24 protein-coding genes and 3 tRNA genes are annotated in these 22,463 nt (G+C 66.8%); 19 read left to right on the top strand and 8 right to left on the bottom strand.

The window, feature by feature from the left end:
• Window positions 1-55: 55 nt before the first annotated feature.
• From ACO6D6_RS04590 to ACO6D6_RS04580, 3 genes are all read right to left on the bottom strand, one after another.
• Complete coding sequence (locus ACO6D6_RS04590) at window positions 56-1,072, bottom strand: glycosyltransferase family protein (RefSeq protein WP_484783904.1); 1,017 nt, start codon at window positions 1,070-1,072, stop codon at window positions 56-58.
• 220 nt (window positions 1,073-1,292) lie between these two features.
• The gene (wecB, locus tag ACO6D6_RS04585; protein WP_484783619.1) at window positions 1,293-2,363 is read right to left on the bottom strand and encodes a non-hydrolyzing UDP-N-acetylglucosamine 2-epimerase; all 1,071 of its coding nucleotides are present in this window, start codon (window positions 2,361-2,363) and stop codon (window positions 1,293-1,295) included.
• Between the two features lie 100 nt (window positions 2,364-2,463).
• Window positions 2,464-3,435 carry an NAD(P)H-quinone oxidoreductase gene (locus tag ACO6D6_RS04580; protein WP_484783617.1) on the bottom strand — a complete coding sequence of 324 codons (972 nt, stop codon included), beginning with the start codon at window positions 3,433-3,435 and terminating at the stop codon, window positions 2,464-2,466.
• A 416-nt stretch (window positions 3,436-3,851) separates the two neighbouring features.
• On the opposite strand from ACO6D6_RS04580, the gene ACO6D6_RS04575 reads away from it, so the two are divergent.
• Window positions 3,852-4,250 carry a VOC family protein gene (locus ACO6D6_RS04575; protein ID WP_484783615.1) on the top strand — a complete coding sequence of 133 codons (399 nt, stop codon included), beginning with the start codon at window positions 3,852-3,854 and terminating at the stop codon, window positions 4,248-4,250.
• Here the strand turns inward: ACO6D6_RS04575 and ACO6D6_RS04570 are convergent.
• Together ACO6D6_RS04570 and ACO6D6_RS04565 are read right to left on the bottom strand one after the other, a co-directional pair.
• Window positions 4,226-4,966 carry a hypothetical protein gene (locus tag ACO6D6_RS04570; protein WP_484783614.1) on the bottom strand — a complete coding sequence of 247 codons (741 nt, stop codon included), beginning with the start codon at window positions 4,964-4,966 and terminating at the stop codon, window positions 4,226-4,228. The two genes, ACO6D6_RS04575 and ACO6D6_RS04570, sit on opposite strands and share 25 nt — an antisense overlap.
• Window positions 4,967-5,270: 304 nt before the next feature.
• Complete coding sequence (locus tag ACO6D6_RS04565) at window positions 5,271-6,098, bottom strand: pseudouridine synthase (protein ID WP_484783903.1); 828 nt, start codon at window positions 6,096-6,098, stop codon at window positions 5,271-5,273.
• A 246-nt stretch (window positions 6,099-6,344) separates the two neighbouring features.
• Between ACO6D6_RS04565 and ACO6D6_RS04560 the strand changes: the two genes are divergently transcribed.
• Window positions 6,345-6,429 (top strand) — tRNA-Ser (locus tag ACO6D6_RS04560).
• 24 nt (window positions 6,430-6,453) lie between these two features.
• Here the strand turns inward: ACO6D6_RS04560 and ACO6D6_RS04555 are convergent.
• Complete coding sequence (locus ACO6D6_RS04555; protein WP_484783611.1) at window positions 6,454-7,974, bottom strand: LCP family protein; 1,521 nt, start codon at window positions 7,972-7,974, stop codon at window positions 6,454-6,456.
• Between ACO6D6_RS04555 and ACO6D6_RS04550 the strand changes: the two genes are divergently transcribed.
• From ACO6D6_RS04550 to ACO6D6_RS04520, 7 genes are all read left to right on the top strand, one after another.
• Window positions 7,928-8,200, top strand: a complete 273-nt coding sequence (locus tag ACO6D6_RS04550) for a hypothetical protein (protein ID WP_484783609.1) — start codon at window positions 7,928-7,930, stop codon at window positions 8,198-8,200. The genes ACO6D6_RS04555 and ACO6D6_RS04550 overlap by 47 nt on opposite strands.
• Window positions 8,201-8,468: 268 nt before the next feature.
• Window positions 8,469-8,561 (top strand) — tRNA-Ser (locus ACO6D6_RS04545).
• Window positions 8,562-8,653: 92 nt separating this feature from the next.
• Window positions 8,654-8,729, top strand: a tRNA-Arg gene (locus tag ACO6D6_RS04540).
• Window positions 8,730-8,820: 91 nt separating this feature from the next.
• Window positions 8,821-10,158, top strand: a complete 1,338-nt coding sequence (locus tag ACO6D6_RS04535) for an SMI1/KNR4 family protein (protein ID WP_484783608.1) — start codon at window positions 8,821-8,823, stop codon at window positions 10,156-10,158.
• Between the two features lie 341 nt (window positions 10,159-10,499).
• Window positions 10,500-11,231, top strand: coding sequence for a glycerophosphodiester phosphodiesterase (locus tag ACO6D6_RS04530; RefSeq protein ID WP_484783606.1), 732 nt, complete (start codon window positions 10,500-10,502; stop codon window positions 11,229-11,231).
• A gap of 28 nt (window positions 11,232-11,259) precedes the next feature.
• On the top strand, window positions 11,260-12,156 hold the full coding sequence (locus tag ACO6D6_RS04525; RefSeq protein WP_484783604.1) for a 1,4-dihydroxy-2-naphthoyl-CoA synthase: 897 nt from the start codon (window positions 11,260-11,262) through the stop codon (window positions 12,154-12,156).
• A gap of 89 nt (window positions 12,157-12,245) precedes the next feature.
• Window positions 12,246-12,587, top strand: coding sequence for a hypothetical protein (locus ACO6D6_RS04520; RefSeq protein ID WP_484783602.1), 342 nt, complete (start codon window positions 12,246-12,248; stop codon window positions 12,585-12,587).
• A 34-nt stretch (window positions 12,588-12,621) separates the two neighbouring features.
• On the opposite strand, the gene upp is transcribed toward ACO6D6_RS04520, so the two are convergent.
• Complete coding sequence (gene upp, locus ACO6D6_RS04515; RefSeq protein WP_484783601.1) at window positions 12,622-13,263, bottom strand: uracil phosphoribosyltransferase; 642 nt, start codon at window positions 13,261-13,263, stop codon at window positions 12,622-12,624.
• A gap of 114 nt (window positions 13,264-13,377) precedes the next feature.
• On the opposite strand from upp, the gene ACO6D6_RS04510 reads away from it, so the two are divergent.
• From ACO6D6_RS04510 to ACO6D6_RS04465, 10 genes are all read left to right on the top strand, one after another.
• On the top strand, window positions 13,378-13,965 hold the full coding sequence (locus tag ACO6D6_RS04510; RefSeq protein ID WP_484783599.1) for a tRNA adenosine deaminase-associated protein: 588 nt from the start codon (window positions 13,378-13,380) through the stop codon (window positions 13,963-13,965).
• A gap of 37 nt (window positions 13,966-14,002) precedes the next feature.
• The gene (gene tadA / locus ACO6D6_RS04505; protein ID WP_484783901.1) at window positions 14,003-14,434 is read left to right on the top strand and encodes a tRNA adenosine(34) deaminase TadA; all 432 of its coding nucleotides are present in this window, start codon (window positions 14,003-14,005) and stop codon (window positions 14,432-14,434) included.
• A 515-nt stretch (window positions 14,435-14,949) separates the two neighbouring features.
• The gene (locus ACO6D6_RS04500; protein WP_484783597.1) at window positions 14,950-15,153 is read left to right on the top strand and encodes a hypothetical protein; all 204 of its coding nucleotides are present in this window, start codon (window positions 14,950-14,952) and stop codon (window positions 15,151-15,153) included.
• A 148-nt stretch (window positions 15,154-15,301) separates the two neighbouring features.
• Entirely contained in the window at window positions 15,302-15,547 is a 246-nt protein-coding gene (locus ACO6D6_RS04495) for a type II toxin-antitoxin system VapB family antitoxin (RefSeq protein ID WP_484783595.1), read from the top strand.
• The gene (locus tag ACO6D6_RS04490) at window positions 15,544-15,933 is read left to right on the top strand and encodes a type II toxin-antitoxin system VapC family toxin (RefSeq protein WP_484783593.1); all 390 of its coding nucleotides are present in this window, start codon (window positions 15,544-15,546) and stop codon (window positions 15,931-15,933) included. The genes ACO6D6_RS04495 and ACO6D6_RS04490 overlap by 4 nt, the downstream gene beginning before the upstream one ends.
• 298 nt (window positions 15,934-16,231) lie before the next feature.
• Entirely contained in the window at window positions 16,232-16,921 is a 690-nt protein-coding gene (locus ACO6D6_RS04485; RefSeq protein WP_484783591.1) for a cation diffusion facilitator family transporter, read from the top strand.
• Between the two features lie 164 nt (window positions 16,922-17,085).
• Window positions 17,086-18,471, top strand: a complete 1,386-nt coding sequence (locus tag ACO6D6_RS04480; RefSeq protein WP_014847852.1) for an extracellular solute-binding protein — start codon at window positions 17,086-17,088, stop codon at window positions 18,469-18,471.
• A gap of 1 nt (window position 18,472) precedes the next feature.
• On the top strand, window positions 18,473-19,342 hold the full coding sequence (locus tag ACO6D6_RS04475; RefSeq protein ID WP_484783588.1) for a carbohydrate ABC transporter permease: 870 nt from the start codon (window positions 18,473-18,475) through the stop codon (window positions 19,340-19,342).
• Window positions 19,343-19,351: 9 nt separating this feature from the next.
• Entirely contained in the window at window positions 19,352-20,161 is an 810-nt protein-coding gene (locus ACO6D6_RS04470; RefSeq protein WP_014847850.1) for a carbohydrate ABC transporter permease, read from the top strand.
• Between the two features lie 10 nt (window positions 20,162-20,171).
• Window positions 20,172-21,383, top strand: coding sequence for a glycoside hydrolase family 32 protein (locus tag ACO6D6_RS04465; protein ID WP_484783587.1), 1,212 nt, complete (start codon window positions 20,172-20,174; stop codon window positions 21,381-21,383).
• Between the two features lie 5 nt (window positions 21,384-21,388).
• On the opposite strand, the gene ACO6D6_RS04460 is transcribed toward ACO6D6_RS04465, so the two are convergent.
• Window positions 21,389-22,441, bottom strand: a complete 1,053-nt coding sequence (locus ACO6D6_RS04460) for a LacI family DNA-binding transcriptional regulator (protein WP_484783585.1) — start codon at window positions 22,439-22,441, stop codon at window positions 21,389-21,391.
• Window positions 22,442-22,463: the final 22 nt, after the last annotated feature.

Here is a 22,463-nt window from a genome sequence, read left to right as displayed (position 1 = left end):
AGCCATGTGGATCGCCCGCCCGCTCGGCGACCGCCCCCGGAGGCTCATCAGTGGCTCAGCCCTGGAGGGTTGCCGCGACCTGGCGGGCCCGGTTCTCCCACGAGTGGCCCTCCCGGTGGGTCAGGAGCGTCTGCCTCTTCCGTTCCACCTCTCCGGGGTCGTGTTCGAGTCGTCTGAGCAGCTCGACCAGGGAGTCGGAGGTGTTGTCGATGACCCAGCCGAGGGAGTCCTCCTCGACCTTCTTGCCGGTCAGGGTGCCTTTCGTCGCGAGGATCGGTTTGCCCGCTCCGATGTACTCGAACAGTTTGACGGGAACCGCGAGTTGACGGTATTCCATCGGTTCGATCATGAGTGACGCGATGTTGGCGTCTCGGAAGTAGTTCAGCAGGGCTGGGCCGTGGGCGTGAACCACCTTGATTGCCGGGCATTCCCATTCTGCGTATTCGTGCTGGGCGGTTTCCCATTCTTCAGGCCGCACACACACGGTGAGTCGGACGTTGATGCCCTCCGAGCTGGCCTCCTTCACGCCCGCGAAGAGTTGGTGCATGTGGTAGTGCGTCCCGATGCCGCCCACGTAGAAAATGGATATCCCAGTTTTCGGGCCATCCACTGGGGCTGGGTATCCGTGTCCCGGAGGTAGCGCCGAGAACGGAGTTCGCCCCAAATCGAGATACGCGGCCATTTCCACACTCGGCAGAAAGACGTGATCAACCTGATGTCGCAGCACCCGCATGTCCCAGCCATAGGCGAGCAGAGCGGCCTCGCGTTTGGGGAATTTGATGGATTGTCTGTACTCAGGAAATCGCCAGTAGACGTCTCGCAGAAAATGACCGATGGGGATGCGGTTACGTCGCAGAGTCCGGAAGAAAGAGGAGTCCAGGAACGGCCGAGTGGGCAGGTGGGTCGGATTCGTCATGGACATGGGCATGGTGGAGGATTCCGAGTAGCAGAAATCGAACCGGATCCCGCGGCGCAGGGCATGACGGACATCGGCGGCGCGTTGGGCGCGTTCCTTGGTGAACCCCGTCACATCCCAGACCTCGTAGCCCACTTTCTCGAAGGCGTGTTTCATCTGCACGGGTCGGATGCCGGAAGCTGATGTTGCACCCTCCGTGAGTGGTAGCGGGTGATGGTAGATCATTCGCTTCATCGTGATTGGCTCCAAATCAAGGTACGGCGGGAATCTGACGGTGGCCGCCCAAGAACTCGTGTGTTGCGTTTCCTTGGCCTTGGAGGCAAGGAGCTGAACCTTTAGAGAATCGTCTCGCGGGGCGTCGCGCAGATGCCGCAGTTCACGTCTCGGCGGACGTGTTGTCCATCAACGTTCGCGCCACCGTGAACGCGGCTGTTCCATCACCATAAGGCGCGGTGGGGTCAGTTGGCGGGTTGTTTCGGGTGGCGGTCTCAGCCAGTCGTTCCAGGTTTGGATCAAGAACGTTCCATCCATTGCGGATTGTCTCCACCCATTCGGTCTCGGTGCGAACTGTCGTGCATACCGTGCCCAGCAGGAAAGCCTCTTTCTGCAAGCCGCCCGAATCGGTGATGACTCCTGCGGCATGTATCACTGCTGCGACCATGTCCGGGTAGGCGAGGGGGTCGATGAGGTGCAGGTTCCCCAAGGCGATTCCGGGGTCACCGGATTCCAGTCGCGCTTTCAGCCTGGGGTGGGCGGGAAGATACACGGGAACGTCCAAGGAGTTCAGTGAGGTCAGGATTGCGTGAAGACGTTGTGGGTCGTCCGTGTTTTCCGCGCGGTGAATAGTCGCCAAGACGTAACGTTGACCGCTAGGAATACCCGGGACGATGCGCTGAGCGGTCACAACGGAATCACGGACCTGCAGACAGACGTCAGTCATGACGTCACCCACGAGTATGGATCGGGCGGCCAAGCCCTCAGCGGCCAAGTGGGCCATCGCGTCGGCTGTGGGGGCCAGGCACAGGTCGGCGGCGTGATCTGTCAGGACGCGGTTGTGTTCTTCCGGCATGCGTCGATTGAAGGAACGCAACCCTGCTTCCAGGTGCGCCACTTTTAGATGCAGCTTGACGGCAGACAGGGCTCCGGCGATCGTGGAGTTGGTGTCGCCGTAGACCAGGACCCAGTCAGGCTCAAGGCCTGCAAGTGCAGGGTCGAGCTCCTCCAACATCCGTCCTGTCATCACGCCGTGGCTGCCGCCTCCGACACCCAGGTGCAGGTCCGGGGTGGGGATCCCCAGCTCCATGAAGAACGACTCTGACATGTTCACGTCGTAGTGCTGACCAGTGTGGATGATCCTGTGGTCTATCCCCTCGGCCTCGAAAGCCTTCGCGATGGGAGCTAGCTTCACGAACTGCGGGCGGGCGCCAACTATGCTGACAACACGCACAGTAACCTCATTCTGTCGGGAATGCGATTCGGTCAGCTTAGCGTAGGGAAGTGGCGCGACCGTTCCTGCGGTCGCGCCGTGGCTTCTCCTGCGGGGTCCCTCAGAACACCAGCACCAGTTTGCCGACGTTCTCCCCGGACTCGAGGATCTGGTGCGCCCGGCGCACCTCGTCGAACGGGACCCGGGTCTCGGGGGCGGGGCGGATCTCGCCGTCGCCGATCTTCGGCCACACCGTCTCCACCACCCGGGTGCAGATCGCGGCCTTCTCCGCGACCGGCCGGAATCGCAGCGACGTTGCCGTGATGGTTCCCATCTTCTGCAGCAGCAGTCCCAGGTTGAGGGTTCCCTTGGTGCCGCCCTGGAGGCCGATCACCACCATGCGGCCGCGTTTGGCGAGGGCCTTGACATTCGCCTCCAGGTATTTGGCGCCCATGATGTCCAGGATCACGTCCGCGCCGCGGCCCCCGGTGGCCTCGCGCACCCCGTCGACCCAGTCGCCGTGGTAGTCGAGCGCCACCTCGGCGCCGTGGGCCAGGCAGTGCAGCAGCTTCGGGTCGCTGCCGGCGGTGGTGACGACGCGCGCTCCGAGGGATTTCGCGTACTGGGTGGCGAAGGTGCCGACCCCACCCGCCCCGCCGTGGACCAGCAGCGTCTCACCGGCCTTCAAACCGGCGACGTCCATGTTCGAGACGACGGTGGCGGCCACCTCCAGCAGACCCGCGGCGGTCACGAGATCCACCCCGGGGGGAGGGGGAACCAGCTGCCCCTCGGGGACGACGAAGTACTCCGCATAGCCGCCACCCGCGAGCAGCGCCACCACCTCGTCGCCGATCCTCCACCGGGTCACACCGGCGCTGATCGCCTCGACGACACCGGAGGCCTCCAGGCCGATGATGTCGGTGATGCCCTTCGGGGGCGGGTAGTAGCCGCGACGTTGCAGCAGGTCGGCGCGGTTCACGCCCGCGGCGACGGTGCGCACCAGCACCTCCCCCGGCTGGGGGGTGGGGGTGGGGGTTTCCTTGATGGTCAGGGCCTCGACGTCCCCGGGCTCCTCGACGATGACAGCTCGCATGAGAGGAAGTCTATGCGCGGCCCCTCACCCTGCTGTGAGAAAACCGCCCGGGACCCCGTCCAACCCCAACCAACAGCCCGGCCACCCGCCCGGAGCCTCGGCCAACCGACAGGAGCCCCGGCCACCCGATCGGAGCCCCGGCCACCCGTCGGATCCGGTTTGCTGGCCTTAGCACCTATTTGCTGGCCCTGATGTCGGTTTGCTGGCCCTGATGTCGGTTTGCTGGGCTTGTTCACGTTTGCCTGCGCTGTGACGCCAGCAAACATCAACAAGGCCAGCAAACCAGTGTTAAGGCCAGCAAAACCGGTGGGAGGGGGCGGGGCGGTGGGGTGTGGTGTGGCCGGTCAAAGGGGTGGGGAGGTGTCGTGTCCGTTTCGTTCAAGACGATGACTCCGGGCGCTCAATAGCGTGGTCACATGGCTCTCACACTTGGTTTCATCGGGATCGTCACCTCCGACATGGCCGCATCGCTGGCCTTCTACCGCGCCCTCGGCATCACCGTCCCGGCAGGTTCCGACGACGCCCCGCACGTCGAGGCGAAACTCGGCGACGGCACCGTCATCGCATGGGACAGCGTCGACGTCATCCGCGGGTTCGATACCGGCTACACCGTCCCGACGGGTGGGCATCGCATCGCCCTGGCCTTCGACATGGGCAGCCCGGAGCAGGTGGACCGCGTCTATTGCGACCTCGTGGCGGCCGGGCATCACGGACACGTCGAACCGTGGGACGCGCACTGGGGGCAGCGCTACGCCACGCTCCACGACCCCGACGGCAACTCGATCGACCTCTACGCCTGGCTGCCCGCCACCTGAGCCGGGGTCCGGCCCACCAGGAGCCGGAAATCGCGGGTCATGTGCGCCTGATCCGCGTATCCGGCGGCGTGCGCCACAGCAGCCAAGGAGGGTTTCGACTCGGGCTGCTCCCTCGTCGCGGCCCGGCTCAACCAGTGCGTGGCGGCCGGGCCTGCGGGAGATCCGCTTCCCGGCCCCATCAGCGACAGGGCCCGTCGCATCCGCGCTACCCGCACCAGGGAGCCGTAGCCGTACCCGAAGGTCGCGAGCATCCGGCGTCGCAGGTGGCGGGTGGACCAGCCGATCTCCCCGGCCACCTGCACGGCACTGGCCCCGGTAGCGGCAGCGCGACGGACCAACCCGACCCAGCCGTCGGCGGGGGAGGCCAGAAGGTCGCTCCCGGGAGCGGTTCCGAAGGAACGGAGCGTGCGCAGGATCCGCGCGACCTCCGCGGTGCGGGCCGCTCCGACGACATCCCGCAGCGGGGCGGCCAGGTCGCGAACCTCGGCGGGGCTGAACCGCAGCACCCCGGCCGCCAGCCCGGGGTCGAACCGGATCCCGACCGTCTCACCGACGTTGGGGCTGGTGGGAATGCACACGGTGGAGGGGCCTGCCAGGTGGACGTCGTCGCCGCGCAGGATGACGTCGACGCACCCGTCGGCGGGAATGACCGCGGCCGCCGCGCCCCGGGACCGCCACATCGTGCGTCCGGCGCCCAGCGATTCCTCAACGTGCACGCCCCCATCCTCCCTCACGCTGGTTTCGTCTCGGGCTGATCCTTCGTCGCGGCCCGGCTGAACCGGCTTTGAGCAGGATGTTTTGCTGGCCTTGATCCGGTTTTGCTGGGCTTGTTCATGTTTGCCTGCGCTGTGAGGCCAGCGAACGTGAACAAGCCCAGCAAATGGGTGGTAAGGCCAGCAAACCAGAGGGACGGCCAACCGGGGGCGGGACGGTAAACCAGAGGGACGGCAAGCCGGGGGTGGGTAAACCGGGAGGGACGGTAAACCGGGGTGGTAAACCGGGGGAGGGGCGGGCGAGGGATCACGCGACCTCATCCGGCCAGGTGAGCCGCCGACGCGACGTGAAACGCCGCTCGCATCCGTCGACGGGGTCGGTGAAGGACAGCTCCCGGGCCAGCAGCCGCAGCGGGGTGGTGAAGTCGTCGATTTCCACATCCGAGATCACCGGGTAGAGCGGGTCACCGAGCAGCGGCAGCCCGAGTTGATTGAAGTGGGCGCGGATCTGGTGGGTCCGGCCGGTTCGGGGACGGACCTCGTAGCGGGCCCACGCGCCGCGCACCTCGATCACGTCGATCCACGTCTCCGAGTTCGGCGGCAGGTCCAGGGTCTCGGCCTGCAGCACCCCTATGCGTTTGACCAGGTGCGACCTCACCACCCGCGGAAACCCGACGTCCGGGTCGAAGGGGGCGATTGCCTCGTAGACCTTGCTCACCTCGCGGCGCGCGAAAACGTCCTGATACGCCGAACGCCACCGCTTCCCCGTGGTCATCAGCAGCACCCCGGCGGTGCCCCGATCCAGCCGGTGCGCCGCCGACAACTCCGGCAGCCCCGTGGCCGCCCTGCCCCTCACGACGGCGCTCTGCAGCACGTGCCTGCCGCGCGGAATGGTCGACAGGAAGTGCGGTTTGTCGAACACGACGACCCGTTCGTCGCGGTGCAGCACCTCCAGCACGCCCGGCACCTCGGCCTCCGGCCGCAACTCCCGGTGGAACCAGACGAAGGTGTTGGGCCGGTATGGTTCGTCGCCCCGCCACGGCGCGCCGTGTTCGTCGACGAAGTCACCGCGAGCCAGCATCGGGTCGACGCAGTCGCGGCCGGGTCCCAGTTTGTCGAGCAGGAACTCCCGCATCGTCGCCCACGGCGCGGGCGCCCCGCGGTCGGGGGTGCGGACCCACGCGGCCTGCAGCCCGTGGCGTGGCGGAAGCGGTGACTTGGGTGGCACCGGTCCATTCTCCCGTGCGCTAATCGCGGGTGAAAAACGGTTCAACGTCGTGTGGCGACGTTGAACCGTCGGACCTCCGCGATTCATGCGCGGGGCGGAGGAGCGTGGAGCCCCTCAACCCCTAAGATGGTCTCCGCGGAATGAATCCCGCACGGCGAGATCGCATAGTGGACTAGTGCAGCCGCCTTGAAAGCGGCCGAGGGGCAACTCTCCGTGGGTTCGAATCCCACTCTCGCCGCTCTTGGGTCGTCGCCCGGACGGTTCACTCCTCCGGCTGGTAGGCACAGGCGTCCGCGATCCGTTCGGTGGTCGGAGGAGCCGCGTCGGAGGACGCCGCAGAGGGACTGGGCTGCTCCGAGGAGGTCTGTTTCGTCGGCGACGGCTTGGCGGTGCTGGGGGCCTCGGTGGGTGCGGCGGAGGCGCTCTCCGTGGGGGTGTTCGTAGCGGAGGGCGGGTTGATGGCGTCCTGTACCCGTTTGCGCATCAGCACGAAATCCGGGTTGCCCGCGTCGAATCCGCTCTGGCCGTGCACGAAGGCGAGCCGTGAGATCGAGGCGTCCTTGACCTTGAAGGCCAGCTGGGCCAGCGGGGCCAGCACCTCCTGCGGGATGTCGGTCATCACCATGTCCGAGGAGGCCTGGGCGATGCCCTCGTAGGAGGTGAGCATCGTCGTCGGGTTCGCCTGTTTGATGACAGCGTTCACCAGGCAGGACTGGCGGGCCATGCGGGCGTAGTCGTCCGAGTCGAAACGGCTCCTCGCGTACCACATGGCGTTGTAGCCATCAAGGAGCTGGTCGGGGCCGGGCTTCAACCAGCCGTGGGGCCGGGCGCCGGTCTGGTGGTCGCCGCCGATGGGAAGTTTCCGGTTGACGTTCAGTCTCACCCCGCCCATTGCGTCGATCAGCTGCTGCAGGCCGTCGATGTTGACCAGCGCGAAGTAGTGCATGTGCAGTCCGGTCACGCCCTCGACCCCTTGTTTCAGGGCCTCCGCGCCGGGATAGGTGGCGGGTGCGACGGCTTCGGCCATCTCCGGGTAGTCCTTGCTGACGGTCCGCTCCCAGATGGCGTTGATCAGCCATTCCGTGCTGTCCCCGGCGCCACGGAAACCACGGGGGAACAGCTTCGCCAGCTTGCTGCCCTCCGGGAACGGGGTGCGCTCCACGCTGCGGGGAATCTGGACCAGGGTGGTGTTTCCCGTCGTGGTGTCGATGGAGGCCACCATGATGGTGTCGGTGCGGGGGACGTAGATCCCATTGTTGTCGGCTATGCGGCTGCCCGTGCTGTCCGCGCCGAGCAGCAGGATGTTGAGACGTGGGGTGTCCTTCCACGGGTTCTCGGCATTCACGTCGATGTCGGGACGGCCGCTGGCCTGGACGTCGGGGCCGAAGACCTTCTCCACCAGCTGCAGCTGGGACAGGGTGTAGCGGGCGGCCACCGCCAGCGGGGCGGAGACGACGAAGGTGAGAACGACCACCAGGCCCGCCCCGATGGCCCGTTTCGCCGTGGCCAGGCCCTTGGGTCTGGTGATGAGGTGGGTCAGGGTGATCAGGCAGGCCCAGCCCAGCGCGGCGACGATCAGGACCAGTATGGTGCCGCGCAGGATCCCGGGTCTGAGGGCCCAGCCGATGGCGACCTCCGGGTTCATGACGGCGCGCACCGCCAACAGGACCAGGCCACCCAGGAAACCGATGGGGAGCAGCGCCCCCAGGATCCTCATCCAGCGTTGCCTGGCCCCCATGAGCCCGAGCCCCGGCAGCAGGGCGCTGGCCACGGTCAGGGTCACGCTTCGCCTGAAGGCCCTGTCCGGCGGCCCCTTGGAATCGGCGGCGTGCTTGGGGGCGGAGTCGTCCCTGGTCCCGCGTGGTTCGGCCATCTTGGCGCCGGCGCGTGAACCACCCGACCTGCTCGTCGACGAGTCCCTGTTCTTTTTCGAGGAATCCCTGCCGCTTTTCGCGGGGGAGTCGGTGGCGCTGCGGGAGGTGGTTTTCTCCGAGGTTTTCGATCCGTGATCCGATACCTTGTGGGGGCGGATGGATGTCTGTTCGGTTTCGGACTCGTCGCTCAACCCACCCGTGACGTCGTCATGCCGACGTTCCGGGTCACCGCCGCGAAAGAGCCGCGGATATTTTTTGCTGGTCAAGACGCGTTCTCCTCTCGCATCGAGGGTTCAGTGTACTTGTCGGTCGGACGTACGGAGGACAGTCGCTGCGGCGGCCTGCGCCGCCACGGGGAGTCGGTTGCCGGTGCTGTTGTGCCTCGGCTAGTCTGTAGCGCGCTGGAGGTGTCGCCTAGTCTGGTCTATGGCGCCCGCCTGCTAAGCGGGTTTGGGGCTCAACCCCATCGCGGGTTCAAATCCCGCCACCTCCGCCAGTCTACGAGCGGCCCCGGGGCTCCCCCCGGGGCCGCTCGCGTTTCGCGGTTTTGCCAAGCCGCGGGTGGGCCCGTATAGTTACTCCTCGCCCGCGCTCGTAGCTTAATGGATAGAGCATCTGACTACGGATCAGAAGGTTGGGGGTTCGAGTCCCTCCGAGCGCGCCACGACACCGGGCCTCGCAGCCCGAACCTCCCGGCGCGAGGCCTTTCTGCTGCCCCGCTTTCTGCTGCCCCGGAAGTGTGTTGTCATGGGGGCATGAGCGAACCCAATGACCCGAACCCCACCCCCGAGAAGATACTGGCCGGCGTGATCGCGAACCATTTCAACGGGGCGCAGGTGGTCGAGGAGGACGACGTCCAGATTGTGCAGCTCGGCGAGGGCCTGCCCGTGATCAAGTGCTACATCAACTCGATGCAGGAGGAACCACCCCACGGCGTCTTCATAACCCTCGACATCCGGGGAGGCGTCCTGGGAACCCCCGGGGCCCTCGTCACGGCCAGCGGCTACGGCGACGACATGTACCGGGCGCTGGTCACGTCCGGGTGCAACTGGGCCTGCGCGTTCGGGCCGGTGCTGCTGACCGCGATCGGACGGGCAGACCTCATCGACACCGAGAACCCCGACGTGGAGCAGTTCGAGACCACGCTCCAGGGCCGGAGATACCTCGTCACCATGGGCTCCATCGACCGCAGCATCGGCGTGCCGATCGAGGTGGCGCAGGCCTACCGTGAACGGCTGGGCGGTTCCCGGGCGCTCACGACGAAGGTGCTGGACAGCGGCGTCATCCCCGCCACCCGCGGTAACGACATCGTCCCGCTCGGCTGTTTCCTCGGTGTCGGACCGAACCGGATCGCCGAGGTCAAGCTCGGCGGCGACGACTGGGAACCCGGCCGCGTGGTCCTGGCCGAGGGTCCGACGGAGGCCGAGGGCATCCGGGTGCTGCGCGAGTGGGCGCTCCTGAAACCAATCGACCCCGCACCCCGGCTCACCCGCCACGACCTGCAACTCACCCTCGACCTGCTGCGGAACGCATCCGGGGATTCCCGGAACGAGGCGGGCTGGCTCGGCGGCCGCAACCACGGGATGCGGCTCGGCGCTCCCGGGTTCACCGACTCCATCGAACTGCCCGCGGACGCCCGCTGGTTCGTCGACGAGATCGCCGCATCCGGGGCCGGACCCGGTTACGGTCTCGACCTGCGCCCGATCACCGACAGCTGGCTGCACCTGGCGCAGGCCGGTTGCGGAGCCCAGTGGGCGCTCGACCTGATCGACGGCTCGGTGGCGCTCGATTCCCGGTTCTGCGACGGGGAGTTCCGGCGGGTGGCGACGGGATTCGTCGCCTGGTACGAGGCCTGGCTGGACAACGCGATCCGCGGCGGCGGCCCCTACGCGAAGTGGAACCACTCGCTGGACGCGGCCTTCAAGGTGCTGTCCCAGGCCGCGGAGGCGAACGGCGTCGACAAGCTGCCCGAACTCGGCATGGAGGTGGTGATCAGAGCCCCGGAGGACAAGCTCGTGGGTCCCTGCCACGGCTGCGAATCCGTCTACGCCCACTACGGGGTGCCGAGCACCGCCTTCGTCATGAAGGAGTGAAGCCCGAACAAGCTGGTTGAGCCAGCTCGTGAGCGCCCCGTCCTGAAGCTGGTTGAGCCGGGCCGTGAGGAACGAACGGCCCGTGTCGAAACCATCAGGCGGCCGGGCAGCAGACCTGACCACGGTTTCCCGGGTGCGGTCGGCCTGGTTTCGACTCGACCTGCTCGCTGACGCTCGCGGGTCGGCTCAACCAGCTTTGAAGGTGAGAACTCGGGGGTCGGCTCAACCGGCTTTGAAGGAGATGGCTTGCGGGTCGGTTCAACCAGCCCCGGGGAGGACCCGGCCCGCGTTCTTCCCGAAAACCCTTGCCAGAGGGCATATCATGGCCGGGGAGGAGAATCATGACAGCGATCTGGGCTCATCGTGGAGCATCGGCATACGCCCCCGAGAACACCATTCCCGCCATCCAACAGGCGATCGAGATGGGTGCGGACGGCGTTGAACTCGACGTGCAACGCACCATCGACGGGCAGCTCGTCGTCATCCACGACGAAACCATCAACCGCACCTCGAACGGGTTCGGCAGGGTGGCCGACCTGACCTTGGAGCAGCTGCGGCTGTGCAACTTCAGCAACGGTTTCGTCGGTCACCGGAAGGTGCAGATCCCCACCCTCCGGGAGGTCCTTGAACTGCTCGAACCCACCCGGCTGCGCATCAACCTCGAACTGAAGAACAGCATCGAGCTGTATCCCGGCATGGAGAACGACGCCCTGACGATCGTGCAGGAAGCCGGGATGCTCCACCGGGTGCTGTTCTCGTCGTTCAACCACTTCGCTCTGGCGAACCTGCGCGGGGCGGTGCCCCCGGAATGCCTCGGCCTGCTGTACTCCGACGGCCTCTACGACCCGTGGCGTTACGCCAACGTCTTCGGGGCCAAGTTCCTCCACCCGCATTTCTACGCCCTCCAGCAACCCAACTACATGTGGCTGTGTCACGAGGCCGGGGTTGGGGTGAACGTGTGGACCGTCGACAAGAACGAGGACATCCGCTTCCTCGCGGCGCTGGGAGTCGACGCGGTCATCACGAACTTCCCCGACCGCGCCCGCCGCGCCCTGGAACGTCCCTACCTCTGAGGAGGTGCGGAACCTCTAGGGTGTGGGCATGACCAACCCGTTCCGGCCCGAGAAATGGGACGAGATCCCCGGCTTCGAGTTCACCGACATCACCTACCACCGCGCCCGCGATGTCGCGGCCGTCAGGATCGCCTTCAACCGACCCGAGGTGCGCAACGCCTTCCGGCCCCACACCGTCGACGAACTGATCGCGGCCCTGGAACACGCCCGCACCAGCGCCGACATCGGCTGCGTGCTGCTCACCGGCAACGGGCCGAGCCCGAAGGACGGCGGCTGGGCGTTCTGCTCCGGCGGTGACCAGCGCATCCGGGGTCGCGCCGGATACCAGTACGCCGACGGCGAGACCGCGAACACCGTCGACAAGGCGAAACTCGCCCGGTTGCACATCCTGGAAGCGCAGCGGCTCATCCGGTTCATGCCCAAGGTCGTGATCGCGCTCGTCAACGGCTGGGCCGCGGGCGGCGGGCACTCCCTGCACGTCGTCGCCGACCTGACCATCGCCTCCCGCGAGCACGCCCGCTTCAAGCAGACCGACGCCGATGTCGGTTCCTTCGACGGCGGTTTCGGATCCGCCTACCTGGCCCGCCAGGTGGGGCAGAAGTTCGCCCGCCAGATCTTCTTCCTCGGCGACGTCCACGACGCCCAGGAGGCCCACGAAATGGGCATGGTCAACAAGGTGGTGCCGCACGAGGAACTGGAGGAGACCGGGCTCGACTGGGCGGCGAGGATCTGCGGGAAGTCCCCGACCGCGCAGCGAATGCTGAAGTACTCCTTCAACCTGATCGACGACGGGCTCGTCGGCCAGCAGGTGCTGCTCGGAGAGGCCACCCGCCTGGCCTACATGACCGACGAGGCAGTGGAGGGCCGCGACTCCTTCCTGGAGCGCCGTACCCCCGACTGGTCGGGGTTCCCGTACTACTACTGAGCACCGGGGTGTGGTCTCCCGGTGGTCCGGGGAACCACTACCCTGCTCGGTGTCGGCGCTGAGCCGCGCCGAGGAAGGGAAACAACAACATGAACTCTCGGGTGCTCAAGGGGTCGGTGGCAGTCCTGGCCTCTGTCGCCATCGCTTTTGGCGCGGTCGGGTGCAGCGGGAAACCGAGCAAGGACGCCGTCAAGGCGGGCATCATCAAGATGATCAAGGAGAAGGGCGGCTCCACGTACGCGGAGGGCGTGCTCAACGACTACGTCGGTTGCGTGGTGGATGGGAGCTACGACAAGGTGAGCTCCGACACCCTCCAGAAACTCGCCGACGGGAAGATCGATGTCAACGCCAAGACCAGCGACGAGGATGGCAAGGCCGTCGCGGAGGCCGCAGTGAATTGCTCGACCAAGCTGGCCGGTAAGGACAGCTGAGCCGGGCCGGCGGGCTGGCCGCGGGAGCCAGGGACTAGTCGGCCAGCCCGTACAGCCGGTCACCGGCGTCGCCCAGGCCGGGGACGATGAAGCCCCGGTCGTTGAGGTGTTCGTCGACGGCGGAGACCACCAGGGTGCAGGGGACGTCGAGGTCCGCCAGCAGGTCCTGGATCTTCTCGATCCCCTCGGGGGCCGCCAGCAAACAGATGCAGGTGATGTCGTCGGCGCCGCGGCCGACGAGGAACTTCACGGCCTCACCCAGCGACCCGCCGGTGGCGAGCATCGGGTCGAGCACGTAGCACTGGCGGCCGGAGAGGTCCTGCGGCAGGCGTTCGGCGTAGGTGGTGGGTTCCAGGGTTTTCTCGTCGCGGATCATGCCCAGGAAACCGACCTCCGCGGTCGGCACCAGCCGCAGCATGCCGTCGAGCATCCCCAGGCCCGCGCGCAGGATCGGGACCACCAGCGGGGCGGGGGAATCCAGTTTCGTGCCGACGGTGGGGGCGACGGGGGTTTCGATGGCTGTTTCGTGGACGCGCACCCCGCGGGTGGCCTCGTAGGCCAGCAGGGTCACCAGTTCCTCGACGAGGCATCGGAAGGTGGGTTGCTCGGTGTTGCGGTCGCGCAGGACCGTCAGCTTGTGATCGACGAGGGGATGAGAGATGACGCGAAGTTCCACGACCCCACTCTGACACACCCGGGGGATCCGGGGAACGGATATTGGCCCGGGTCCTCAAAGAACTCGATGATCTGGAAGGATGGGGTGTCTGTAAGACCCGGGAGGAGATCAGCCGTGGACGCCTTTGATGAAGACGCCGAGCCCTTTGACCTGAAGGATGATCGCGACCTGGAAGCCGCCGACGACTTGGAGGAAGAGTTCTTCGACGACGACCTCGAGGACGCGGGGGAGGACGACATCGACCTCGTCGTCGCCGTGTACCGGGAGGATGGCAAGGCGACGGCGGTGCCCATGGACTTCGACCTGGCCAACGACCTCGACGAGTTGATCCGCCAGCTCGGTCGCCTGCCCGGTGATTCCGGGGCGGACGGGTACGTCTCGGTGGCGGGTGAGTTCTTCGTGATCTGCCGGGTCAGGGGACGGGTGGTGGAGGTGCTGCTCAGCGACGCCACCGCCGCCAACGACTGGCCCATCGCCCGTGACGTCGTGGACTACCTGGGTGAGGAGATCCCCGACGAGGAGGACGAACCGGCTCCGATCGGGGACCTGGAGATGTTCGCCGCCGCCGGGTTGCGAGGATTCGAGCTGGAGGCCATCGCCACCGACTACGAGGAGGACTCCGACGAGCTGCTGATGCAGGTGGCGCGGCGCCTGAAGATCGGCGAGGTGTTCGAGCGGGCCGTCGAGGCCTTCGACGACTGAGGGATCCCTGAGCGTGGCGCGACGCTACGAACCCGCGATGCGGCAGGCCCTCGCCGCGGCCCGGGAAGCGGGGTTGCGTGGCGACGTGCCGGTGGGGGCCGTCGTCCTCGGGCCGGACGGGTCGCTGATCGGGGTGGGTGGCAACGAACGCGAACTCACGGGCGACCCGACGGCGCACGCCGAGGTGGTCGCGATCCGGCGCGCCGCCGAGGTCCTCGGCAGCTGGCGGCTGACGGGCTGCACCCTGGTGGTGACCTTGGAACCGTGCACCATGTGCGCGGGCGCGATCGTCGCGGCCCGGATCGATCACCTCGTGTTCGGGGCCTTTGACGACAAAGCGGGGGCGGTGGCGTCGCTGTTCGACGTGCTGCGCGACCCGCGACTCAACCACCGCCCGAGGGTGACCTCGGGGGTGCTGGAAGCCGACTGCGCGGCCCTGCTGGAGGAATTCTTCGAGGGACGGCGGTAGGGGTCCGACGGGAATGCCTGCCTTGCCGTCGTCCGCCAGCCTTCCCGACGAACGCCAGCCTTGCCGTCGTCCGCTGGCCTTCCCGACGGAAACGCCTGCCTTACGGACAAACGCCAGCGCTACAGCGCAAGCGAATGACCGCAAGGCAAGCGGACCACCGGAAACCACCACACCCACGGCACCAAGCCCCCAATCTGCCTGCCTTCCCGACGTCCGCCAGCCTTCCCGACGAACGCCAGCCTTGCCGTCGTCCGCTGGCCTTCCCGACGGAAACGCTTGTCTTGTGGACGAACGCCTGCGCTACAGCGCAAGCGAATGACCGTAAGGCAAGCGGACCATCGGAAACCACCACACCCACGGCACCAAGCCCCCAATCTGCCTGCCTTCCCGTCGTCCGCCAGCCCTCTCGTCGTCCGCCAGCCCTCTCGTCGTCCGCCAGCCTTGCCGTCGTCCGCTGGCCTTCCCGACGGAAACGCTTGTCTTGTGGACGAACGCCTGCGCTACAGCGCAAGCGAATGACCGTAAGGCAGGCGAATCGCGGGAGTGTGGGCGGGTCGCAGGTGTGGGTGGACGGAGCGGTCCTGGAGCATTACCCGAAAGACGGCGTCCCGGGCACGTGGCGATCCGACGAACCCTGGACCCTGACCGTGCCGGAGGGAGCCCGGGTGCAGGTCGCCGAGGTGGTCCCGACCGTTCCCCAAGCCGGCACAGCTGCGTGAAGAGGCACCCGAGGCGCCGGACGTCCGACAGGGTTGCGCCGAGGCGTGTACTGGTGGCTCTGGGCGTATTGTTCCGGCGCCGGGGAGGACAGGGCCGGCACCTGGAAGCAAATGGTAGAAAGTGTGCGCACAAAGGTAGAATCATGCCATGAGTCTCAACATCAAGGATGAGCGCATCCATGACTTGGTGCGCGAGGCCGCTTCCAGGACTGGCCTCAGCCAGACGCGGGTGGTGGAGAAGGCGATTACGGATCTGCTCGGGAAACTGGATGCCGAAGGTGCTCACTCTGGGCTGGATGAACTGCTGGAGCGGGTGTACCTGGAGCTGAGCGCGACAGAGGGGCCTTTGGACTTCGATTCCCTGTACGACCCGAGCACGGGACTTCCCCGATGATCGTGGATCCGTCGGCCATCGCGGCAATCCTCCTGAGAGAGCCGGAAGGAGAGCATTTCCGCGCAGTGCTCGAGAAACACGGTGCGCTCATGTCTTCCCCGAGTTATCTGGAGCTGGCTATAGCACTGGCGAGCAAAGGCGTATCCAACGCAGGTCCAACGCTGGATGCTGTTCTATCGGGTCTTGGTGTCGACGTCGTGCCGTTCACGCCTCACCAGGCCCGGCTGGCTCAGGAAGCCCACCAGAGATTCGGACGAGGCAGCGGACATCCTGCGAAGTTGAACTTCGGCGACTGCATTACCTACGCGCTGGCAAAGGATCTGGGTGAGGCCCTGCTGTACAAAGGAGACGATTTCGGCCACACGGATCTACAGTTCGCAACGTGAAGTACCACATGTCGTTGTGCGCTCATCGCACCGGAGCAGTTCGGGTCGAACTGGGAGTGAGGTAGTTCGTGGTCCACGATCCCGATGGTTACTCCTTGCGGACCCAGGTGTGGGTGGACGGAGCGGTCCTGGAACACGACTCGACAAGTCGGCCCGGCTGTAGCGCAGCGCCCTCGGGTCGGTGTTCGCTGTAGGGTCGGCGCATGCTGACCATTGCTTCGCGGACGGAGCTCCCCCCGACCGTCGATGACGTTACCTGCGCGGAATCACCCTGCTACCGCGTCGCGGGGGTCTCCCGGTGACGGCGGAAGCCCTGGAGTCCGGCAGGAAAGCGACCCTGCAGCGACGGATCAGGATCGTCGTCGCGCTCACGATCACCTGGAACGTCGTCGAGGCCGTCGTCGCCCTCGCGGCAGGGGGTGAGGCGTCGTCCGCCGCCCTGATCGGATTCGGCCTGGATTCGGTCGTGGAGGTGCTCTCCGCGGTGGCGGTTGCCTGGCAGTTCGCATCGCCCGATCCCGAACGCCGGGAGAAAACGGCGCTGCGGGTGATCGCGATCTCCTTCTTCGCCCTGGCGGCCTACGTCACGACGGAGGCCGTCCTCTCGTTGATCGGCGTGCGCGAGCCGGAGCACTCGACCGTCGGAATCGTGCTCGCCGCACTGAGCCTGGTGGTGATGCCGTTCCTGAGCTGGTTCGAACGACGCTGCGGCCGCGAACTCGGCTCGGCCTCCGCGGTCGCCGATTCGAGGCAGACTCTGATCTGTTCCTACCTCTCGGCGGCGCTGCTGGCCGGTCTCGTGCTGAACAGCCTGCTCGACTGGACCTGGGCCGATCCCGTGGCGGCCCTGGTCATCGCCGGATTCGCTGTTCGCGAGGGCGTCGAGGCCTGGCGCGGAGACGCCTGCTGCGCCACATCCACGGCCGCCCTGCGCGGGGGAGGCGACACCCCCTGCGAGGACGACTGCCACACCCCCGAGAACCACTGAGGCGGGCAGGACGGTGGAGCGGTGTTTCGTCCGGACCAGCGCGCCAGGGCAGGGCCACCACACCCAGGCGAAAATTTTGGATGAGCCGACTCGACCCCTTGACCAACCGGCGTCACAGGGCGCACACTAATAGCACCTAAATCGAATTAGGCCGGAGGTCACCGATGACTCAGATCACCCGGCGCGGGGTGCTGGCGGGAGCCGTGGGAGTGGGATCACTCGCGCTCCTAGGCAGCCAGTGGCCGCGCCTGAACGGAACGGACATCCCCGGGCGGCACGACGACTCCCTGTCCATCGCCATCCTGGGAACCAACCAGGACGCCGAGGCCCGGCAATCGCTGGTCAAGGCGTTCAACACCCACCACCCCGACATCCCCGTCCGGCTCCAGGCCATCCAGGGCGCGGACTGGGCCGATTTCTTCGCCAAGATCCTCACCATGGTCGCGGCCGGCACCCCGCCGGACGTGTGCGTCGTCGCCACCGAGGGCGCACAGCTGTTCGCTGAACGTCTCGCCGAACCCCTCGACGAGTACCTCGCCCGCGACGTAGGCCAGGTGCAGGACTACTTCAACGACGTGCACCCCAGCCTCATCGAGGCATTCATGTACAAGGGCTCCCTCTACCAGATGCCCATCGACTTCAACGCTGCGAACATCTACTTCAACGCCGAGGCGATGAACCGCGCAGGGATCGAGTATCCCCGCGATGACTGGAGCCACGACGACTTCTTGGGCGTCGCCCGCCAGATGAAGCAGGCCAACGCCTCCGACTTTGTGCCGTTCTACTGGACCAACCGGCTGTGGGGCGGCATCGTTCCCTGGCTCTACATCAACGACACGAGCTTCCTCACCGAACAGAAATCGCCCGGCGGCGAGTGGCTATGGGACCGCTTCTACCCCGGCCACGTGGGCACGTTCTCCGGCGGTTTCCTGTGGGAACGCTCGAACGCCACTGACCCGAAGGTCGCGGAATCGTTCGAGTTCGTCCGGGCGCTTGTCCAAGAGGGTCTCGGCACCAGCCCGGCTCAGGGCGGCGGCAACGAACTCGTCGGCCAGTTCTCCGGTGGTTCCATCGGCATGACCCCCGCTGGCGGGTTCTGGGTACAGGGGCTTGCTGAGGCCGGCCTGAAACCCGACGACTACGACGTCGGCTATTTCCCGAAGTGGCGCAGCCAACGCCACCAGTTCGGCGCGGCCGGATACGCCATCCTCAAGACCTCGAAACGCAAGGACGAGGCCTGGGAATGGGTGAAGTTCTGCACCTCCCTGGAGGGGATGCAGCTGGCCTTTCCCGCACCCACCACCACCCCGACGCGCCGCTCGATGTGCAACGAGGCCTTCTACTCCGAGAAGGGCCCGAAGCACTGGAAGGTGTTCTACGACACCCTGGAGAGATTCCCATGTGCCCCGATCCCGGCCCCACCGCAGCAGGCCGCCGTCGAGACCGCCCTCATCAAGAACGTCCTCGGGGCCGTCACCGGCTCCGCCGCCGCGCTCCCCGCCGCACTCGCGCGCCTCGACGAGGACCTGACCCGTGCCCTGGAGGTGTGACATGCAGCGCACAGTGCTGACCTGGTTGTTCCTGGCTCCCACCCTCATCGGACTGGGGCTGTTCACCTTCCTGCCGATCCTGGCCTCCATCGCCCTGGCCTTCTTCCGGTGGGACATCATCACCGACCCGCAGTTCGTGGGTCTGGATAATTTCGCCCAGATCGCCGCCGACCCGACGATCCGCGTCTCCTTCCTCAACACCATCGCTTTCGTGATCATCGCCGTCACCCTGCAGCTGGCGCTCGCGCTGGGACTCGCGGTGCTGGTCAACGCGAAGATGCCTGCGCTGCTGAGGTCGTTCTTCCGTTCCGTGCTTTTCTTCCCGCTCATCCTGTCGGCCGCATCGGTGTCGATCATCATGAGCTACCTGTTCAACGAGAACTTCGGGCTGGTCAACCACTTCCTGAACATGCTCGGAATCGGCAACGTTGCGTGGCTGACCTCACCACAGGGCGCGATGGTCGTGGTGGTGCTGGTCTACGTGTGGCAAAACTTCGGGTTCTCGTTCCTGCTGTTCCTGGGCGGACTGGCGTCGATCCCCAAGGAGGTCTACGAGGCCGCGCAGGTCGATGGGGCGACGAGCTGGAGACAGTTCTGGCGGATCACGTTCCCGCTGGTCAGCCCCACCACCCTGGTGGCCTCCGTCATGGCGATCATCTCCGCGCTGCAGATCTTCGACCAGCCCTACGTCCTGACCCGAGGTGGGCCCGGCGACTCCACTCGCACCGCCGTCATGGTGATCTACGAGTCCGCGTTCAAGCAGCTCGAGTTCGGGAAGGCATCGGCCATCGGCATCGTCCTGACCATTCTCATCATGCTGGTCACTGCCCTGCAGTTCCGGCTGTCCCGTCGTTTTGTGTTCTACGGCTGAGGAGCAGAGATGAAGAAAATCGCAACTTATGTCGTGCTGGCCTTGGTCAGCCTCCTCACCCTCGCCCCGGTGATCTGGACTGTGCTGTCGTCGATGCGACCCCCCTCCGAGTCCCTGTCAACCGATGGCTCCCTCATCCCCTCCAGCCTCGACTTCTCCTCCTACCCCGCGGTGTTCGAGAAGGTCGACATGTGGCTGCTCATCCTCAACTCGGTGCTGGTGACCGGCATCATCGCCGTCGGGCAGATGCTGTCTTCCGCGATGGCCGGGTACGTGTTTGCCCGCTTTGAGTTCCGGTCCAAGAACTTGCTGTTCGCTCTGATCCTGGCGACGATGATGGTCCCGATGCAGGTCACCATCGTGCCGGTGTTCATGCTGATCCGAGGCATGAACTTGGCCGACACCCTCCTGGCGTTGATCCTGCCTGCCATCCCGACGGCGTTCGGCACCTTCCTGATGCGCCAGTACTTCATGGGGCTGCCCGCGGAGCTGGGGGAAGCCTCCGAGATCGACGGGGCCACCCCGTGGCGGACCTTCGCGTCGATCTACGCGCCACTGGCGACACCGGGCATGGCCATCGTCGGTATTCTGGCGTTCAACTTCCACTGGAACGAGTTCTTCCGGCCTCTGATCCTCACCATCAGCGAGCAGAACTTCACCCTGCCGCTGGGCTTGGTCTCGTTGCAGGGCAACATGGGCACCGGATCGGTGGCCACCGTCCTGGCGGGCGTGGTGATCTCCATGATCCCCGCTTTCTGTGTGTTCGTCTTCGGGCAGCGGACGCTGCGCGAGGGCCTGACCGCGGGCTCGCACCGCTGAAAGGAGCGTCATGACCGCGCTCACCACCTCCTATCACCTGCGTCCCGCCCGTGGCTGGTTGAACGACCCGAACGGCATGACCCGCACCGATGGCCGCTGGCACGTGTTCTTCCAGCACAACCCGACCGCCCCGGTGCACGGGCAGATCGCCTGGGGGCACGCCAGCAGCGACGACCTCGCGCACTGGGAGGAACACCCCGTCGCCTTCTCGCCGACCCCTGGCGGGCCGGATGCGTTCGGCTGCTGGTCGGGGGTGTACGTCCCCGGGCACGACCGCCCCGCCGTCGTCTACTCCGGGATCGCCGATGAATCCAGCCAATCGACGGTGTGCCTCAGATGGGGCAGCCCCGACCTGCTGGACTGGGGCGCGCCGATCGTCGTCGGCACCACCCCCGAGGCCAATGACATCGGAATCATGCGTGACCCGTTCGTGTTCGAGCACGAGGGTCGGAAACTCGCGGTGGTGGGGGCGGGGCTGCGTGACGGTTCGCCCGCGGTGCTCCTGTACGACCGCAGCGACGAACTGGCGTGGCGCTACGCCGGGCTGCTCGTCGACGACGATCCGGTTCTCCGGGGCGCGGGCACCGCGGACATCTGGGAGTGTCCGCAACTGTTCCCGCTGGACGGGCGGTGGGTTCTGGTGGTTTCCATCCACGACAACGACGTGCTGGGGGAGGTCGTCGCGGCGGTCGGGGACCTCGTCCCCGACGGTGAGGGCCTGCGGTTTGTCGCAGAATCAGCCCATGTCCTCGACGACGGCACCGACTGCTACGCCCCCCAGGTGAGCCTCGCCGACGGCGAACCGCTGCTCGTCGGCTGGGTCCGGCAGGAAGCGCAGGATCCGGCGGTACGCGACCACGCGGGTTGCCTCACTCTGCCCCGGCGGCTGCAACTGGTCGGGGGGCTAGTGGTGAGCCGGGTCGATCCGGGGGCGGCCGCCGCCCTCGCCGGGGACGTGTTCCCCCTCGGGGCAGGCACAACGGTGCTTGCGGATCGCCGCTGGGTGGTGGAGGTCGTGGGGGTCGGGGCGCGGCTGACGCATCCCGCCCTGGGGGAGGTCCAGCTCGTGCCCGGCTCCCAGCTCTGGGTGGACGGGGCCGTCACGGAGCTGTACCGCCCCTCAGGGATTCCGGGGACCTGGCGTCACGACGAGCCGTGGAGCCTCGTCGTGACGAGTGAGGGGGCGGTGGAGGCCCGGGAGGTGATTCCTAGGGTGCCGTGACGCGCCTACCCTGCGCCCATGGGAGGTGGGGCCGTCGATCCCCTGACCACCAGCGGGCACGGCAACACCAGGTGCTCGGGGGCAGCCGATCCTCCGGACACGGCGTCGAGGGCCATTCGGACGGCGGCCTCTCCCATCGCCGCATGGGGGAGGGCGACGGTGGTCAGGGCCGGGACCGTGTGCCCGGCCAGGGCCTCCTGGTCGTCGAAACCGATGATGGACACGTCACCCGGCACGTCGAGGCCGAGTTTCGCGGCCGCGAGCAGCGCCCCCGCCGCTATCCGGTCGCAGACAGCGAACAGGGCGGTGGGCCGTTCGCCGGGTGGCGCGTCGAGCGCGGTGAGGGCGGTGGCGTGGCCGTCGTCAATCTGCCAGCCGGTACCGACGTGCCGCGCCTCGACGCTGCGGCGCTCGGCCGCCCTCCGGAACGCGTCCCAGCGGATCGGGCCGGAGATGTTACCGGAATTCGGATTTCCAGGGTCGTAGTGGCCGCCCAGCATGACGACGTGCTGGTGGCCGAGATCGGCCAGATGCTCCAGAGCAGCGGTCGCGCCCCCCGCGTCGTCGGGGCTGACGGAACTGGGGCCCGGGGTGGGGGCGACGCAGTTCGCCAGTACCAGTGGGATGCGTGACTCGGGCGCCTTGGCCAGCTCGGTGAACCCCATGGTGGCGTAGATGATGGCATCAACCTGGCGGTGCTCCAGGGCGGCGATGGCCTCACCGACACGCCCGGTGCGGTGGCCGAGATCCATCATGAGCAGCACCTGGTCAGAGGCCTCGGCGGTTTCCGTCGCGGCCGCGAGCAGGCGCCCCCCGAACGGGGATGACGCGACGGCGTCGGTGACCAATCCGATGGAACTGGTGGAGCGCTGCCGCAGGCTCCGGGCGATGTGGTTGGGGCGATACCCCAACTCCTCGGCGGCCTTGAGAACCCGGGCCCGGGTGGCGGCGGAGATGCTCCCGGCGTCACGGCCGTTGAGGACGAAAGATACCGCCGTCGTCGACACCCCCGCTGCGGCGGCGACATCGGCGGCCCGCACACGGGATCGACCTCTCATGTGCTCATGGCATCAGCCGCCT

Source organism: Arachnia sp. (assembly GCF_057238465.1).
The sequence above is the reverse complement of the archived record's forward strand: the minus strand, read 5'-3'. Positions and strand labels throughout refer to the sequence as shown.

Coding starts and splice junctions, on each gene's coding strand:
- ACO6D6_RS04590 (WP_484783904.1), bottom strand. CDS start 1,072: ATGAAACACGCCTTCGAGAAAGTGGGCTACGAGGTCTGGGATGTGACG.
- ACO6D6_RS04580 (WP_484783617.1), bottom strand. CDS start 3,435: ATGCGAGCTGTCATCGTCGAGGAGCCCGGGGACGTCGAGGCCCTGACC.
- ACO6D6_RS04575 (WP_484783615.1), top strand. CDS start 3,852: ATGGCTCTCACACTTGGTTTCATCGGGATCGTCACCTCCGACATGGCC.
- ACO6D6_RS04565 (WP_484783903.1), bottom strand. CDS start 6,098: ATGCGGGAGTTCCTGCTCGACAAACTGGGACCCGGCCGCGACTGCGTC.
- ACO6D6_RS04550 (WP_484783609.1), top strand. CDS start 7,928: ATGAGCCCGAGCCCCGGCAGCAGGGCGCTGGCCACGGTCAGGGTCACG.
- ACO6D6_RS04535 (WP_484783608.1), top strand. CDS start 8,821: ATGAGCGAACCCAATGACCCGAACCCCACCCCCGAGAAGATACTGGCC.
- ACO6D6_RS04530 (WP_484783606.1), top strand. CDS start 10,500: ATGACAGCGATCTGGGCTCATCGTGGAGCATCGGCATACGCCCCCGAG.
- ACO6D6_RS04525 (WP_484783604.1), top strand. CDS start 11,260: ATGACCAACCCGTTCCGGCCCGAGAAATGGGACGAGATCCCCGGCTTC.
- ACO6D6_RS04520 (WP_484783602.1), top strand. CDS start 12,246: ATGAACTCTCGGGTGCTCAAGGGGTCGGTGGCAGTCCTGGCCTCTGTC.
- tadA (WP_484783901.1), top strand. CDS start 14,003: ATGCGGCAGGCCCTCGCCGCGGCCCGGGAAGCGGGGTTGCGTGGCGAC.
- ACO6D6_RS04500 (WP_484783597.1), top strand. CDS start 14,950: ATGACCGTAAGGCAGGCGAATCGCGGGAGTGTGGGCGGGTCGCAGGTG.
- ACO6D6_RS04495 (WP_484783595.1), top strand. CDS start 15,302: ATGAGTCTCAACATCAAGGATGAGCGCATCCATGACTTGGTGCGCGAG.
- ACO6D6_RS04490 (WP_484783593.1), top strand. CDS start 15,544: ATGATCGTGGATCCGTCGGCCATCGCGGCAATCCTCCTGAGAGAGCCG.
- ACO6D6_RS04480 (WP_014847852.1), top strand. CDS start 17,086: ATGACTCAGATCACCCGGCGCGGGGTGCTGGCGGGAGCCGTGGGAGTG.
- ACO6D6_RS04475 (WP_484783588.1), top strand. CDS start 18,473: ATGCAGCGCACAGTGCTGACCTGGTTGTTCCTGGCTCCCACCCTCATC.
- ACO6D6_RS04470 (WP_014847850.1), top strand. CDS start 19,352: ATGAAGAAAATCGCAACTTATGTCGTGCTGGCCTTGGTCAGCCTCCTC.
- ACO6D6_RS04465 (WP_484783587.1), top strand. CDS start 20,172: ATGACCGCGCTCACCACCTCCTATCACCTGCGTCCCGCCCGTGGCTGG.
- ACO6D6_RS04460 (WP_484783585.1), bottom strand. CDS start 22,441: ATGAGAGGTCGATCCCGTGTGCGGGCCGCCGATGTCGCCGCCGCAGCG.